Source organism: Burkholderia sp. A2, assembly GCF_001729305.1.
GTDB classification, from domain to species: Bacteria; Pseudomonadota; Gammaproteobacteria; order Burkholderiales; family Burkholderiaceae; genus Burkholderia; species Burkholderia sola.
The window spans coordinates 79,694-93,571 of the sequence record NZ_LZXX01000138.1; the positions used below are offsets into that span (position 1 = coordinate 79,694).

The 13,878-nt window shown below is 67.0% G+C and carries 14 protein-coding genes; 9 read left to right on the forward strand and 5 right to left on the reverse strand.

Features of this window, described 5'->3' with window-relative positions; translation table 11 throughout:
• Nucleotides 1-126: 126 nt before the first annotated feature.
• Nucleotides 127-2,061: an MFS transporter gene (locus A9Z05_RS30555; RefSeq protein ID WP_069621340.1), complete on the forward strand. Its 1,935-nt coding sequence runs from the start codon at nucleotides 127-129 to the stop codon at nucleotides 2,059-2,061.
• Nucleotides 2,062-2,353: 292 nt separating this feature from the next.
• Nucleotides 2,354-3,454 carry a chorismate synthase gene (gene aroC / locus A9Z05_RS30560; protein ID WP_069621341.1) on the forward strand — a complete coding sequence of 367 codons (1,101 nt, stop codon included), beginning with the start codon at nucleotides 2,354-2,356 and terminating at the stop codon, nucleotides 3,452-3,454.
• Nucleotides 3,455-3,598: 144 nt separating this feature from the next.
• On the opposite strand, the gene A9Z05_RS30565 is transcribed toward aroC, so the two are convergent.
• On the reverse strand, nucleotides 3,599-5,272 hold the full coding sequence (locus tag A9Z05_RS30565; protein WP_069621342.1) for an electron transfer flavoprotein-ubiquinone oxidoreductase: 1,674 nt from the start codon (nucleotides 5,270-5,272) through the stop codon (nucleotides 3,599-3,601).
• Between the two features lie 178 nt (nucleotides 5,273-5,450).
• On the opposite strand from A9Z05_RS30565, the gene A9Z05_RS30570 reads away from it, so the two are divergent.
• The gene (locus A9Z05_RS30570; RefSeq protein ID WP_050012456.1) at nucleotides 5,451-6,233 is read left to right on the forward strand and encodes an SDR family oxidoreductase; all 783 of its coding nucleotides are present in this window, start codon (nucleotides 5,451-5,453) and stop codon (nucleotides 6,231-6,233) included.
• 32 nt (nucleotides 6,234-6,265) lie between these two features.
• Nucleotides 6,266-6,706 carry a thioesterase family protein gene (locus A9Z05_RS30575; RefSeq protein WP_069621343.1) on the forward strand — a complete coding sequence of 147 codons (441 nt, stop codon included), beginning with the start codon at nucleotides 6,266-6,268 and terminating at the stop codon, nucleotides 6,704-6,706.
• A gap of 120 nt (nucleotides 6,707-6,826) precedes the next feature.
• On the opposite strand, the gene A9Z05_RS30580 is transcribed toward A9Z05_RS30575, so the two are convergent.
• Nucleotides 6,827-7,372 carry a LuxR C-terminal-related transcriptional regulator gene (locus A9Z05_RS30580; RefSeq protein WP_069621344.1) on the reverse strand — a complete coding sequence of 182 codons (546 nt, stop codon included), beginning with the start codon at nucleotides 7,370-7,372 and terminating at the stop codon, nucleotides 6,827-6,829.
• Between the two features lie 215 nt (nucleotides 7,373-7,587).
• On the opposite strand from A9Z05_RS30580, the gene A9Z05_RS30585 reads away from it, so the two are divergent.
• Both A9Z05_RS30585 and A9Z05_RS30590 read left to right on the forward strand, forming a co-directional pair.
• Nucleotides 7,588-8,292: a CoA transferase subunit A gene (locus A9Z05_RS30585; protein ID WP_069621345.1), complete on the forward strand. Its 705-nt coding sequence runs from the start codon at nucleotides 7,588-7,590 to the stop codon at nucleotides 8,290-8,292.
• Nucleotide 8,293: 1 nt separating this feature from the next.
• On the forward strand, nucleotides 8,294-8,935 hold the full coding sequence (locus tag A9Z05_RS30590; protein WP_069621346.1) for a CoA transferase subunit B: 642 nt from the start codon (nucleotides 8,294-8,296) through the stop codon (nucleotides 8,933-8,935).
• Nucleotides 8,936-9,011: 76 nt separating this feature from the next.
• Here the strand turns inward: A9Z05_RS30590 and A9Z05_RS30595 are convergent, their stop codons facing one another.
• The 3 genes from A9Z05_RS30595 to A9Z05_RS30605 are packed head-to-tail and all read right to left on the reverse strand — an operon-like array spanning nucleotide 9,012 to nucleotide 11,343.
• Nucleotides 9,012-9,725, reverse strand: a complete 714-nt coding sequence (locus A9Z05_RS30595; RefSeq protein WP_069621347.1) for an SDR family oxidoreductase — start codon at nucleotides 9,723-9,725, stop codon at nucleotides 9,012-9,014.
• A gap of 38 nt (nucleotides 9,726-9,763) precedes the next feature.
• Nucleotides 9,764-10,774, reverse strand: a complete 1,011-nt coding sequence (locus A9Z05_RS30600; protein ID WP_069621348.1) for a polysaccharide deacetylase family protein — start codon at nucleotides 10,772-10,774, stop codon at nucleotides 9,764-9,766.
• A gap of 11 nt (nucleotides 10,775-10,785) precedes the next feature.
• Nucleotides 10,786-11,343, reverse strand: a complete 558-nt coding sequence (locus tag A9Z05_RS30605; RefSeq protein WP_069621349.1) for an ester cyclase — start codon at nucleotides 11,341-11,343, stop codon at nucleotides 10,786-10,788.
• A gap of 134 nt (nucleotides 11,344-11,477) precedes the next feature.
• On the opposite strand from A9Z05_RS30605, the gene A9Z05_RS30610 reads away from it, so the two are divergent.
• The 3 genes from A9Z05_RS30610 (at nucleotide 11,478) to A9Z05_RS30620 (ending at nucleotide 13,840) form a co-directional block, all read left to right on the forward strand.
• A complete protein-coding gene (locus tag A9Z05_RS30610) occupies nucleotides 11,478-12,386 on the forward strand; it encodes a LysR family transcriptional regulator (protein WP_069621350.1) in 909 nt (302 codons plus the stop codon).
• Between the two features lie 124 nt (nucleotides 12,387-12,510).
• The gene (locus A9Z05_RS30615) at nucleotides 12,511-13,407 is read left to right on the forward strand and encodes an alpha/beta fold hydrolase (RefSeq protein WP_069621351.1); all 897 of its coding nucleotides are present in this window, start codon (nucleotides 12,511-12,513) and stop codon (nucleotides 13,405-13,407) included.
• Between the two features lie 79 nt (nucleotides 13,408-13,486).
• Nucleotides 13,487-13,840 (forward strand): RidA family protein, encoded by a 354-nt coding sequence (locus tag A9Z05_RS30620; protein ID WP_069621352.1) that lies wholly within the window; start codon nucleotides 13,487-13,489, stop codon nucleotides 13,838-13,840.
• Nucleotides 13,841-13,878 lie beyond the last annotated feature (38 nt).

Sequence of the window (13,878 nt, forward strand, 5' to 3'; positions counted from 1 at the left end):
CGGCACGTCGGTGCATGGGCGCCGCCATCCGGCACGCGGCGGCGCAGGCATGTCCTGCGCCGCCGTTTTTTCAACAACCATACAAGGCCCGCGCAGCATTGCCCAGACGATGCGCGCGTATTCCGAATGAGCGATCACACGCAAGCCACTTCCGAACGGCGCGGCGAACGGCACGCGCACGCATCCCAGTTCGACCTGCTGCGCGAGCGCCGCTTTGCGCCGTTCTTCACGACCCAGTTCCTCGGCGCGCTGAACGACAACGTCTTCAAGATCGGTTTCACGTCGCTCGTCACGTATCACACCGCGCGGTTCTCCGGCGTCGATGCGAAGACGGCCGCGTTCCTGATTTCCGCGATCTTCATCTTGCCGTTCGTGCTGTTCTCGGCCACCTCGGGCCAGATCGCCGACAAATACGACAAGGCGACTCTCACGCGTTTCGTGAAATCGTTCGAGATCGTGCTGATGCTGGTCGGCGCGGCCGGCTTCGTCACGCACAGCGCGACGCTGCTGTATCTGTGCACGTTCATGATGGGGATGCACTCGACGCTGTTCGGGCCCGTCAAGTATTCGTACCTGCCGCAGCATCTCGGCGAACATGAGCTGGTCGGCGGCAACGGGCTCGTCGAGATGGGCACGTTCATCGCGATCCTGATCGGCACGATCATCGGCGGCGCGGCGGCCGGCATCGAAGGCAGCGGCGAGCGCGTGCTCGCGGTGAGCGTCGTCGTCATCGCGCTGGCCGGGCGGCTCGTCGCGCAGCGCGTGCCGCCCACGCCCGCGCCGCAGCCCGACCTCGTGATCAACTGGAACCCGGTCAGCGAGACCTGGCGCAACCTCGGGCTCGCGCGCCAGAACCGCACGGTGTTCCTGAGCCTGCTCGGCATCTCGTGGCTGTGGTTCGTCGGCGCGACGTTTCTCACGTCGTTCTTCAATTTCGCGAAGGACGTGCTGTCCGCGAGCCCCGACGTCGTCACGATTCTGCTCGCGACGTTCTCGGTCGGCATCGGCCTCGGTTCGCTGCTGTGCGAGCGCCTGTCGCAGCGGCGCGTCGAGATCGGCCTCGTGCCGCTCGGCTCGATCGGCATCAGCGTGTTCGCGATCGAGCTGTATTTCGCGAGCCACGCGCTGCCGTCCCCCGGCCATCTGCTGTCGGTCGGCGAATTCCTCGCCGGTGCGCGCCACTGGCGCATCCTGGCCGACCTGTTCCTGCTCGCGATGTTCGGCGGCTTCTACAGCGTGCCGCTGTATGCGCTGATCCAGAGCCGCAGCGCGCCGACGCACCGCGCGCGGATCATCGCCGCGAACAACATCCTGAACGCGCTGTTCATGATCCTGTCGGCCGTGATGGCGATGGGGTTGACCAAGGCCGGCGTCGACATCCCGGGGCTGTTCCTCGTCACCGCGCTGTTGAACGTCGTGGTCGCGACGTATATCTACCTGCTCGTGCCCGAGTTCCTGCTGCGCTTCGTCGCGTGGGTGCTCGTGCATACGTTCTATCGGATCCGCCTCGTGCACGCGGAGCGGATTCCGGCCGAAGGGGCGGCAGTACTCGTGTGCAATCACGTCAGCTATGTCGATGCGCTCGTGCTGGCCGCCGCGAGCCCGCGTCCGATCCGTTTCGTGATGGATCACCGGATCTTCAAGACGCGTTTCGCGAGCTGGGTATTCCGGCATGCGAAGGCGATTCCGATCGCGCCGCGCCACGAGGATCCCGCGATGCTCGCGCGTGCGTACGACCTGTGCGAGGCCGCGCTGAAGGACGGCGAACTCGTGTGCATCTTCCCCGAGGGCAAGCTGACGAAGACAGGGGACATCAACACGTTCCATCACGGCATCACCGAGATCCTGAACCGCACGCCGGCGCCGGTGATCCCGATGGCGCTGCGCGGGCTGTGGGGCAGCTATTTTTCGCGGCATACCGATGCGCGAATGCCGCGCCCGATCAAGCGCGGCGTGATGAGCCGGCTGACGCTGGCGGTCGGCGAGCCGATTCCGGCGTCGGTGGCGACGCCCGAGGTGCTGCAGGCGGCGGTGACCGAGCTGCGCGGCGCGCGGAAGTAGGCGGGCGGGCGTCGGCTCCGGCGCGGGATGATCGATTCGCGCACCTGGCCGGGATGGCGGCCCGGCTCGGCGGGTCTCCAGCGCAACGCCGAGGGCCTGCGGTCGCCACACCTGCGTCGCATCCGCCCTTATCCGCGGCCGGCCCGTGTGGTCTGAACGGTTCACCCGGCACGCAGGCCCCGGGACCGCTGGCATAATAGCGGTTTACCTCTTTCTCGACCGGCAAACGATCGACCTGCCTGCGGCTCCGGCAGCGCATCGGTTTGACCATTTCTCTTTGGGCGGTTCCATCATGTCCGGCAATACCCTCGGCACGCTTTTCACTGTCACGACCTTCGGCGAATCGCACGGTCCCGCGATCGGCTGCGTGATCGACGGCTGCCCGCCGGGGATGGGGCTGACCGAAGCCGACATCCAGATCGAGCTCGATCGCCGCAAGCCCGGCACGTCGCGGCACGTGACGCAACGGCAGGAGGCCGACGAGGTCGAGATCCTGTCGGGCGTGTTCGAAGGCGTGACGACCGGCACGCCGATCGCGCTGCTGATCCGCAACACCGACCAGCGCAGCAAGGACTACGGCAACATCGTCGAGACGTTTCGTCCCGGCCACGCCGACTACACCTACTGGCAGAAATACGGCATCCGCGACTACCGCGGCGGCGGTCGCTCGTCCGCGCGTCTCACCGCGCCGATCGTCGGCGCGGGCGCGGTCGCGAAGAAGTGGCTGCGCGAGCGCTTCGGGGTCGAGGTGCGCGGCTACATGAGCGGCCTCGGCGACATCGACGTGCCGTTCGTCGACTGGTCATACGTGCACGAGAACCCGTTCTTCTCGCCGAACGCGGCCGTCGTGCCGGAACTCGAGGCGTACATGGATGCGTTGCGCAAGGACGGCGATTCGATCGGCGCGCGCATCGACGTCGTCGCGTCGGGCGTGCCGGTCGGTTGGGGCGAACCGGTGTTCGACCGGCTCGATGCCGATATCGCGAAGGCGATGATGAGCATCAACGCGGTGAAGGGCGTCGAGATCGGCGCGGGCTTCGACAGCGTCGCGCAGCGCGGCTCGGTGCACGGCGACGAACTGACGCCGGCCGGCTTCGTCGGCAACCACGCGGGCGGCGTGCTCGGCGGGATTTCGACGGGGCAGGACATCACCGTGTCGATCGCGATCAAGCCGACGTCGAGCATCCGCACGCCGCGCCGCTCGATCACGAAGTCCGGCGAAGAGGCGACGGTGGAAACCTTCGGTCGCCACGATCCGTGCGTCGGTATTCGCGCGACGCCGATCGCCGAATCGATGCTCGCGCTGGTGCTGATCGACCATGCGCTGCGCCATCGCGCGCAGTGCGGCGACGTCGAGACCGCCACGCCGAAGATCGCCGGCAGCGCGACCTGACAGAAGCGGGCGGGGCGCGTCGCGTCGGCCGTCGAACGATGAATGCAAACGGGGCGCTGCGTGATGCAGCGCCCCGTTTTGTTTGCGGCGGTGGTGTGCCGCGACCAAAAAAACGCGCCGCTCGCGGCGGCGCGTTCCGGCAGCTTACATGTTCGGGTAATTCGGCCCGCCGCCGCCTTCGGGCGTGACCCACACGATGTTCTGCGTCGGGTCCTTGATGTCGCAGGTCTTGCAGTGCACGCAGTTCTGCGCGTTGATCACGAGGCGATCGCCGCCGTCGTCGTTCTTCACGAACTCGTACACCGCCGCCGGGCAGAAACGCGCCTCCGGCCCCGCGTACGTGCGCAAGTTCACGTTCACCGGCACGTTCGCATCCTTCAGCGTCAGGTGCGCCGGCTGGTTCTCCTCATGGTTCGTATTCGAGATGAACACCGACGACAGCCGGTCGAACGTCAGCTTGCCGTCCGGCTTCGGATACGCGATCGGCTCGCACTGCGACGCCGGCTTCAGCATCTCGTGGTCCGCATGCTGGTGATGCAGCGTCCACGGCACGTTGCCGCCCATCACCTTCTGCTCCAGCCCAACCATCAGCGTGCCCAGGTACAGGCCCTTCGCCATCCACTGCTTGAAGTTGCGCGCGCGGTACAGCTCCGTGTACAGCCACGATTGCTTGAACGCATCGGGGTACGCGTTCAGCTCGTCCGACTGGCGGCCGGCCTGCACCGCGTCGAACGCGGCGTCGGCCGCCAGCATGCCGGTCTTGATCGCCGCATGGCTGCCCTTGATCCGCGATGCGTTCAGGAAACCCGCGTCGTCGCCGATCAGCGCGCCGCCCGGGAACACCGTCTTCGGCAGCGACAGCAGGCCGCCGGCCGTGATCGCGCGCGCGCCGTACGACACGCGCTTGCCGCCTTCGAGGAACGCGCGGATCGACGGGTGCGTCTTGTAGCGCTGGAACTCCTCGAACGGCGACAGGTACGGGTTCGTGTAGCCGAGGCCCACCACGAAGCCGACCACGACCTGGTTGTTGTCCATGTGATACAGGAACGAGCCGCCGTACGTATCGGACTTCAGCGGCCAGCCGGCCGTGTGGATCACCAGGCCCGGCTTGTGCTTCGCGGGATCGATTTCCCACAGTTCCTTGATGCCGATCCCGTACGCCTGCGGATCGGCGTTCGCGTCGAGCTTGTACTTCGCGATCAGTTGCCGCCCCAGATGGCCGCGGCAGCCTTCGGCGAACAGCGTGTACTTCGCGTGCAGCTCCATGCCGAGCTGGAAGTTCTCGGTCGGCTCGCCGTCCTTGCCCACGCCCATGTTGCCGGTGGCGACGCCTTTCACGGAGCCGTCGTCGTTGTAGAGAATCTCCGCGGCCGGGAAGCCGGGGAAGATTTCCACGCCGAGCGCCTCGGCCTGCTGGCCGAGCCAGCGGGTCACGTTGCCCAGCGAAATCACGTAGTTGCCGTGATTCTTGAAATTGTCGGGCAGCGCCCAGTTCGGCGTGGTCACCGCGCTCTTCTCGGACAGGAACAGGAAGCGGTCTTCGCTCACCTCGACATCGAGCGGCGCGCCGCGTTCCTTCCAGTCGGGAAACAGCTCGGTGATCGCGCGCGGGTCCATCACCGCGCCCGACAGGATGTGCGCGCCGATCTCGGAACCCTTCTCGAGCACGCACACGCCGATCTCGGTGCCTTTCTCGGCGGCCAGCTGCTTGAGCCGGATCGCCGCCGACAGCCCGGCGGGGCCGCCGCCGACGATCACGACGTCGTATTCCATCGATTCGCGCGGGCCGTATTGCTCGATGAGGCTTGCGGGGGTCATTGGCGTTCCTCTAACCGTTAGAATGCTTTTATTCGGGAGCGTATTGTCTGCGAAACGAAACGCTTGCCGCAACAGCATGCAGGTAGATTAGCACGATCGTTCTATTTTTGTGCTAGGGTAATGCCGCCTGGGCTGTGCCGCCCGGGCTGGCGCAACGATATCGAAAGGGGATGGGCAAATGGGTCGATCGATCAATCTGGAAGGCAAGGTTGCGCTGGTCACGGGCGCGTCGAGCGGCCTCGGGCAGCGTTTTGCGCAGGTGCTGTCGCAGGCCGGCGCGAAGGTCGTGCTCGCGAGCCGCCGCGTCGAGCGTCTGAAGGAGCTGCGCGCGGAGATCGAGGCGGCGGGCGGCGCCGCGCACGTCGTGTCGCTCGACGTGACGGACGTCCAGAGCATCAAGGCGGCCGTCGCGCATGCGGAGACGGAAGCCGGCACGATCGACATCCTCGTGAACAATTCGGGCGTGTCGACGATGCAGAAGCTCGTCGACGTGACGCCGGCGGATTTCGAGTTCGTGTTCGATACGAACACGCGCGGCGCATTTTTCGTCGCGCAGGAAGTCGCGAAGCGGATGATCATGCGCGCGAACGGCGGCGGCAACGGCAAGCCGCCGTGCCGGATCATCAACATCGCGTCGGTGGCCGGGCTGCGCGTGTTCCCGCAAATCGGGTTGTACGCGATGAGCAAGGCCGCGGTCGTGCAGATGACGCGCGCGATGGCGCTGGAATGGGGTCGCCACGGGATCAACGTGAATGCGATCTGTCCGGGCTATATCGATACCGAAATCAATCATTACCTGTGGGAAACCGAGCAGGGCCAGAAGCTGCAGTCGATACTGCCGCGCCGGCGCGTCGGCAAGCCGCAGGATCTCGACGGGCTGTTGTTGCTGCTCGCGGCCGACGAGTCGCAGTTCATCAATGGCTCGATCATCTCCGCGGACGACGGCTTCGGCCTTGCCTGAGCGGATGACATTTCGCAACAAAGAAGACAGCAATGAGCGCAACGAGCGTTTACTCCCCCGTTTTTGAGATGTCGATGCCGATCCGCTGGGGCGACATGGACGCATTCGGCCATGTGAACAACACGGTCTATTTCCGCTACATGGAGCAGGCGCGAATCTCGTGGTTCGAGCAGCTTGGCATTGCGGGCGGCAACGGCGAGGGGCAGGGGCCCGTCATCGTCACTGCGTCGATGGAGTTCCTCAAGCAGCTGCACTATCCGGGCGACGTGATCGCGAGGATGTCGGCCGCGAAGCCCGGCCGAAGCAGCTTCGACACCGGCTTCGAGCTCACGCGCGCGGACGATCCGCAGCATGTCTATGCACGCGGCAACGCGCGCTGCGTGTGGGTCGATTACGCGCTCGGCAAGTCGGTGCCGCTGCCGCCGCTGCTGCGCGACACGATCGAGCACGCGCTGGCGACGAAAGTCGGCTGAGCGCGTATATCGGCACGCCGCGCGCATCGGGTCGTCGGTGGCGCGCCGTGCCCGTCGTTTCCGTCAATCGGCCGCCATGTGCGGCCGATCGTCATTCGCGCGCCACCATCCGCTGCGCGTTCACTGCCCGAGCAGGCGCTGCAGCAGCTCCGGCGTATTGTTCGTCCCGTATTTGCGCATCAGTCGCGCGCGATAGATATCGACCGTGCGCGAGCTGATGTCGAGCACGCGCCCGATCTGCTTGCTGGTCTTGCCGGTCGCGAGCTGCGCGGCGATCTCGCGTTCACGCGGGGTCAGTTCGACCGCGACGCGGCGCGTCGCGCTCAGATCCTCGAAGGTCCAGATGCCGGCCGCGAGCGGCGCGGTGCGGTCGAGCGCGCGGCCCGTCACGTGGCACCAGAACAGTTCGCCGTCCGCGCGCTTCATGATTCTGTCATCCGAGTAGACGCCGTTCGCGACCATCACGCGTGCGATGCGCTCGCCGATTCGCTGGAATTCGTCCGTGGACGGGTAGAGCACCGCATACGATTTTCCGATCAGGTCGGCCCGCGCGCAGCGGAAGATCGACGCGAGCGCGTCGTTGCAGTCCTCGACCACGCGGTCGCGCGACAGCACGAGGCCGAGCGGCGCGAGGTGGAAGGCGGTCTGGTAATCGAGATCGGGCATGGCGCGGGGGCGGAGGGAAATGCTTATGTATTTTTGCGTATTGTGCCGCATCCGCGCCGCATCGTACCCTTTCAGGCATCTCGCGGCGTTCGTCGCGACATAAAAAGCGTGCCTCGACGCAGGCATCGCCGCGCATGCATAGAATGATGCGGCGGGCTTGCGCCACGTGGCGCGTGAACCGGTTTTGCTGGTTTCCATAGAGGAAGGGACAACTGATGAACAAAGTCTATCCAAGCGCGGCTGCCGCGCTGGAGGGGATCGTCCGCGACGGGCAGACCTTCGCGGTGGGCGGCTTCGGCCTGTGCGGCATTCCCGAGGCGCTGATCGCGGCGTTGCGCGATTCGGGCGTCAAGGGCATCACCTGCATCAGCAACAACGCGGGCGTCGACGGTTTCGGCCTCGGCTTGCTGCTGGAAACGCGCCAGATCAAGAAGATGATCTCGTCGTACGTAGGCGAGAACAAGGAGTTCGAGCGCCAGTACCTGGCCGGCGAACTCGAACTCGAATTCACGCCGCAGGGCACGCTCGCCGAGAAGCTGCGCGCGGGCGGCGCGGGCATCCCCGCGTTCTTCACGAATACCGGCTACGGCACGGTGATCGCGGAAGGCAAGGAAACGCGCCAGTTCGGCGATCGCCATTACGTGCTCGAGCCGTCGCTGACGGCGGACGTCGCGCTCGTGAAGGCGTGGAAGGCCGACAAGTCCGGCAACCTGATCTATCGCCGCACCGCGCGCAACTTCAACCCGATGTGCGCGATGGCCGGCAAGATCACCGTGGTGGAGGTCGAGGAGATCGTCGAGAACGGCGCGCTCGATCCGGATCAGGTTCATACGCCGGGGATCTTCGTGCAGCGCATCGTGCTGAACGCGACGCCGGAAAAACGCATCGAACAACGCGTCGTACGCGCGAAAGGAGACTGACATGGCCTGGAATCGTGACCAGATGGCCGCGCGCGCGGCGAAGGAACTGCAGGACGGCTTCTACGTGAACCTCGGCATCGGCCTGCCGACGCTCGTCGCGAACCACGTGCCGGAAGGCGTCGAGGTGTGGCTGCAGTCGGAGAACGGCCTGCTCGGCATCGGCCCGTCGCCGACCGAAGACGAAGTCGACGCCGATCTGATCAACGCCGGCAAGCAGACCGTCACGACGCTGCCCGGTTCGTCGATCTTTTCGTCGGCCGATTCGTTCGCGATGATCCGCGGCGGCCACATCAACCTGGCGATTCTCGGCGCGATGCAGGTCAGCAAGCAGGGCGACCTCGCGAACTGGATGATCCCCGGCAAGATGATCAAGGGGATGGGCGGCGCGATGGACCTCGTCGCGGGCGTGAAGCGCGTCGTCGTACTGATGGAGCACGTCGCGAAGGGCGATCAGCACAAGATCCTCGACGAATGCAATCTGCCGCTCACGGGTGTCGGGGTGGTCGACCTGATCATCACCGATCTCGGCGTGATCGAAGTGACGCCGTCCGGGCTGAAGGTGCTCGAACTCGCCGACGGCGTGAGCGTCGACGAGATCCAGGCGAAGACGGGCGCACCGCTCGACGTCAGCGCCGTGGCCTGAGCATTACCCTGGTGCGTGATCCTCGACGCCCCGCGTTCCCGACGGAACGCGGGGCGTTTTGTCACGCGCGCACGCGTCACGCAATCGCGCCGCCGCCGTCGATCAGTACCGTCGAGCCGGTTGCATAAGGCGTGGCCGCCAGATACAGGATCGCATTCGCGACATCCTCCGGCTGGCCGACCCTGCGCGCCGGAAGCCGCTGGGCGGCGCCTGCGTACATCGCGTCGCGTGCGTCGGGGGCGAGCTTGTCCCACAGCGGCGTCGCGATCAGGCCCGGCGACACGGTATTCACGCGAACCGGCGCCAGTTCGAGCGCCAGCCCGCGGGCGAGGGCCTCGAGCGCCGCGTTGATCGCGCCTTGCAGCACCGACGACGCGCTCGGCCGCACGCTGAGGTAGCCCGACACGAACGTCAGCGAGCCGCCTGGCGCGATATCGATCGCGCGGGCGATGCGATAGGCGCCCCAGAACTTGCTGTCCATCGCTGCCTGCGCGTCGGCGAGCGGCAGCGCACGGACCGGGCCCGTGGCCGTCTTCGCGGCTGAAATCACGACGTGGTCGAACCGGCCGGCGCGTGCGCAGAACGCATCGACGGCCGCCGTATCGGTAATGTCGAGCGCTTCGGTCCGCACCTGCGCGCCCGCTATGGCGTCGATGTCGAACCTGGCCGGGTCGCGCGACGCGATCGTCAGATGCGCGCCGCGCCGCGCGAATGCCGTCGCGGTGGCGGCGCCGATGCCGGAGCTTCCGCCGACGACGAGTACGTGCTTTCCGTGGAGCGGATCATTCATGAAAGTCTCTCCTGGGTGATGAGTTGAGCGGAATCCGGTCAGATGGTTTCGGTCTCGCGCAGCGTCGACGGGCTGTGCAGCGCGAAGCGCGCGATGTCGTCCTTGCGCATGAAAGCGACCCCGGGGTGTGATCGAGCGTAGTGCAGGAAGGCGTCCCACGCGCGGACCATCTGCGGCGTGCCGCTGATCCGGTCGTGCGCGCTGATCGACATCAGTCTGCGCTGCTGTCCGGCTTCCGCGTACAACTGGTCGAAATCGAGCTTGATCTGCTCGACGAACATCGTCGGCGAGTAGTTGCGGCCTTCGATCAGCAGGATGTCGTTGTTGCGCAGCGTGTACGGAACCACCGCGAAATCGCGACCGCCGACGGTCTCGATGAACGGTTCGTCGCGACTGACGTCGTCGATGTGATACATGTAGCCGAGCTCCTGCAGCAGCGGCAACGTATGCGGTCCGCGCCGCAGCCAGTTGCAGTTGTAGCCGGTCGGGCGCTGGCCGGTCACCGCTTCGACCATGTCGCGCGCTTCGGTCAGGAAGCGGCGCTCGTCGTCGCGGCTCATCGCGAATTGCGCGCGCCACGTCGGGCCGTGCGCGGCGGCTTCGTGGCCGCGCGACACGATCTCGCGCGCCAGTTCGGGGTGCCGGCGCGCGGCTTCCCCGATCATGTGCGACGTCACTTTCACGCCGTGCCGGTCCCACAGATCGAGCAGGCGCGGAATGCCTTCCCGGTAGCCGTATGCAAACCAGGTGGCCGATGCGAGATCGACCGGCACCGACGGCGGGAACGCGACGGCCGGAAACGGGCTGTCCGCGCCCGTGGGCGGTTGGCCGCCCGCCTCGAACTGCATCGAGATCGAGATCACGAGCCGCGCGCCGTCCGGCCAGAACGGCGCGGCGCCCGGCGTCGCGGGCGCCGGTGACGGCGCGGCGGTGGCCGGCAGGGACGTGCCTGCGGCCAGCGCGACGCCGGCCGCGAGCCCGGCGCCGGCCCGGGCCAGGAACCTGCGGCGCGGCGAAGGCGTCGCGGAAGTGTCGTTATCGTGAGTCATCGCCCCCTCCGTCAACCGACGAGCCCGAGCTGGCGCATCAGCGTCAGGTTGTCCTCGATGTGCCAGTTTTCCGCGATCCGGCCGTGGTCGATCCGATAGATATCGGTCGCGATGAAGTCGATCGCCTGTCCGCGCCCGGCCGTTCCGTTGAACGTACCGGTGAAATGCCCGCGGAAATGCAGGTGCACGACGACCCGGTCGCCGGCGACGATCATCTGTTCGATGTCGCAGCGCAGATCCGGGATCGCGCCGCGCATCGTGCCGGAGGCCGCGAGCGGTCCCGGTAGGCCCTGTTCGCGGCCGGGCGGCAGCGTGCGGTCGGTGAAGTCGTCGGCGAGCGCCGCGCGGGCGAGCGCGGGGTCGCCGGTATTCCAGAAGCTGCCGTAGCGGCGCGCGGCCAGAACTTGCGCGCGGGCCTGCGCGGCCGGCAAGCCTGCCGCGACGATCAGGGCGTGCGGCTCGACGAGATCGGCGGCATGGGCGGCGGCGGGCCAGAGCGCGACGACGCAAGCGGCTGTCGCGAATGCATGCGCGACGGGGCGGGTGGCCGAACGAAGGCGGATCGACATGGTTTCGAGAGTCCTGTGAAAGCGTCAGGCGACGACGCGGAACAGGTATGGTAGGTTTCTGTTTTGCATGTAAATACGGGCAAAAGGCGAATGGATTATTCGAAAAAAGGAAAGGTTGGGGTGAGGCAGGCGCCATGACGCTGATCGACGATTTTCCGGCGCTCGATACCTTCGCGCGGATCGTGTCGGCCGGCAGCCTGTCGGCGGCGGCGCGCGAGCTCGACCTGTCGTTGTCCGTCGTCAGCAAGCGGCTCGCGCATCTCGAGTCGCGGCTCGGCGTGCGCCTGCTGCACCGGACGACACGGCAGCAAACGCTCACCGACGACGGCGCGCAGTTTCACGCGCAGGTGCTGCGCATCCTCGCCGAGGTCGAGCATGCGGAAACGCTGATGCGCGATCGCCGCGGCACGGTCAGCGGCGTGCTGCGCGTGACGGCGCCCGGCGAACTCGGCCGCCTGCGAATCGCGCCGCTTATAGCGGCCTTTCAGCAGCGACACCCGCAACTGACCGTGCAGCTGATGCTGACCGATACGGTCGTCGATCTGCTCGCGTCCGACATCGACGTCGCCGTGCGGATCGGCAATCTTGCCGATTCGACGATGATCGCGCGCGAGCTGGCGCCGAATCATCGCGTGCTGTGCGCGTCGCCGGGCTATCTCGCGGCGCACGGGTCGCCGGCCCATCCGGCCGAGCTTCGTGCGCATCGATGCATCGTGATGGGCGACCAGCCGCGGACCGAATGGCGGTTCGACGGCGTGCAAGGCGGCGTGGCGGTCGAGGTGACGGCCGCGCTGCTGACCAACGACGGCGGCGCGGCGCGCACGCTGGCGCTCGAGGGCGCGGGCATTGCGCTGAAGTCGATTTGGGACGTCGGCGCCGATCTCGACGCCGGTCGGCTCGTACGCGTGCTGCCGGCCTTCGCGGCGTCCGCCGCGCCGCTGCATGCCGTCTATCCCGGCGGTCGTCACGTGCCGTTGCGCGTGCGGACGTTCGTCGATTTCCTGCGCGAGCAGTGGCGTCACGCGTGGCGCCGCCACGACTGAACCCGTCCCGGGTGGCGGGCCGGGCGCGTGCCGACCCGTCATTCCGAAGCGGTTTACAATCGTTTGCATCGGGCGTCGCAAGCGTTGCCCCGCGCGTCGCCCCCCGTTCGACAGGATGCCAACGATGCCAACGACCCCAGCGAATCCCCTGGTTCCCCGCCAGCGGCGCGTGCAGTGTGCAAGCACGGCCGGCCTTCACCATGTCGCCTATACCGAGTGGGGCGACCCCGCGAATTCGCGCGTGCTCGTCTGCGTGCACGGTCTGACCCGCTCCGGCCGCGATTTCGACCGGCTTGCCGCCGCGCTGTCCGATACGTATCGCGTCGTCTGCCCCGATGTCGCGGGGCGTGGCCGGTCGGACCGGCTGGCCGATCCGCGGCTCTATGCGATTCCGCAATACGTGGCCGACATGGTGACGCTGATTGCGCGGCTCGACGTCGAATCGGTCGACTGGTTCGGCACGTCGATGGGCGGCCTGATCGGCATGGCGCTCGCCGGGCTGCCCGGTTCGCCGTTGCGCCGGATGATCGTCAACGACGTCGGCCCGCGCATCGAACCCGATTCGCTGACGCGCATCGGCGAATACCTCGGCGTGCAGCCGCGCTTCGCGACCGAGCAGGAGGGGATCGACTATCTGACTTCGCTGTCGCTGCCGTTCGGTGCGCTGAGCGCCGACGAGTGGCGCGAGATCAACGGGCCGCTGCTGCACGAACTGCCCGAAGGTGGCTGGACGATGCGCTACGATCCGCGCATCGCCGAGCCGTTCAAGGCGACGACGCCCGAACTGGCCGCGCTCGGCGAGGCCGCGCTGTGGCGTGCGATCGAGACGACGGACGCGACGCTGCTCGTCGTGCGCGGCGAGACGTCCGACCTGCTGTCGCGCGAGACGGCGGCCGAAATGGTTCGTCGCGGCCGGCATGTGACGCAGGTCGAGATTCCGGGTGCGGGGCACGCGCCGGCGTTCGTCAGCGCGGACCAGATTGCGCTCGCGCGGCGGTTTTTCGTCGAAGGCGACGCATAAACGCGTCATAATATGCGGTTCGGCGGCACGCGGGCCGTGCCGCCGCCCGAATCCCTACCCATCACGACCGGAACATTTCATGGCAGTCATTCGTCACCACGTCGGGGCCCGTCTCTCCGAAACCGCGATCCACAACGGTACCGTGTATCTGGCGGGCCAGATCGCCGAAGACACCACGCAGGACATCCGCGGCCAGACGCGCGAAGTGCTCGGCCACATCGACCGCCTGCTCGCCGAAGCGAACAGCGACAAGGCGCATCTGCTGTCGGTGCAGATCTACATCTCGGATCTCGCGAACTTCGAAGGCATGAATGCGGAGTGGGACGCATGGGTTGCGGAAGGCAACACGCCGCCGCGCGCGACCGTCGAGGCGAAGCTCGCGGATCCGGCGCTGCTCGTCGAGATCGTGGTTGTCGCCGCGCAGCGGAGCTGAGCGTCAGCCGACGATGACCGTATTCCGGCAGGCCGTGC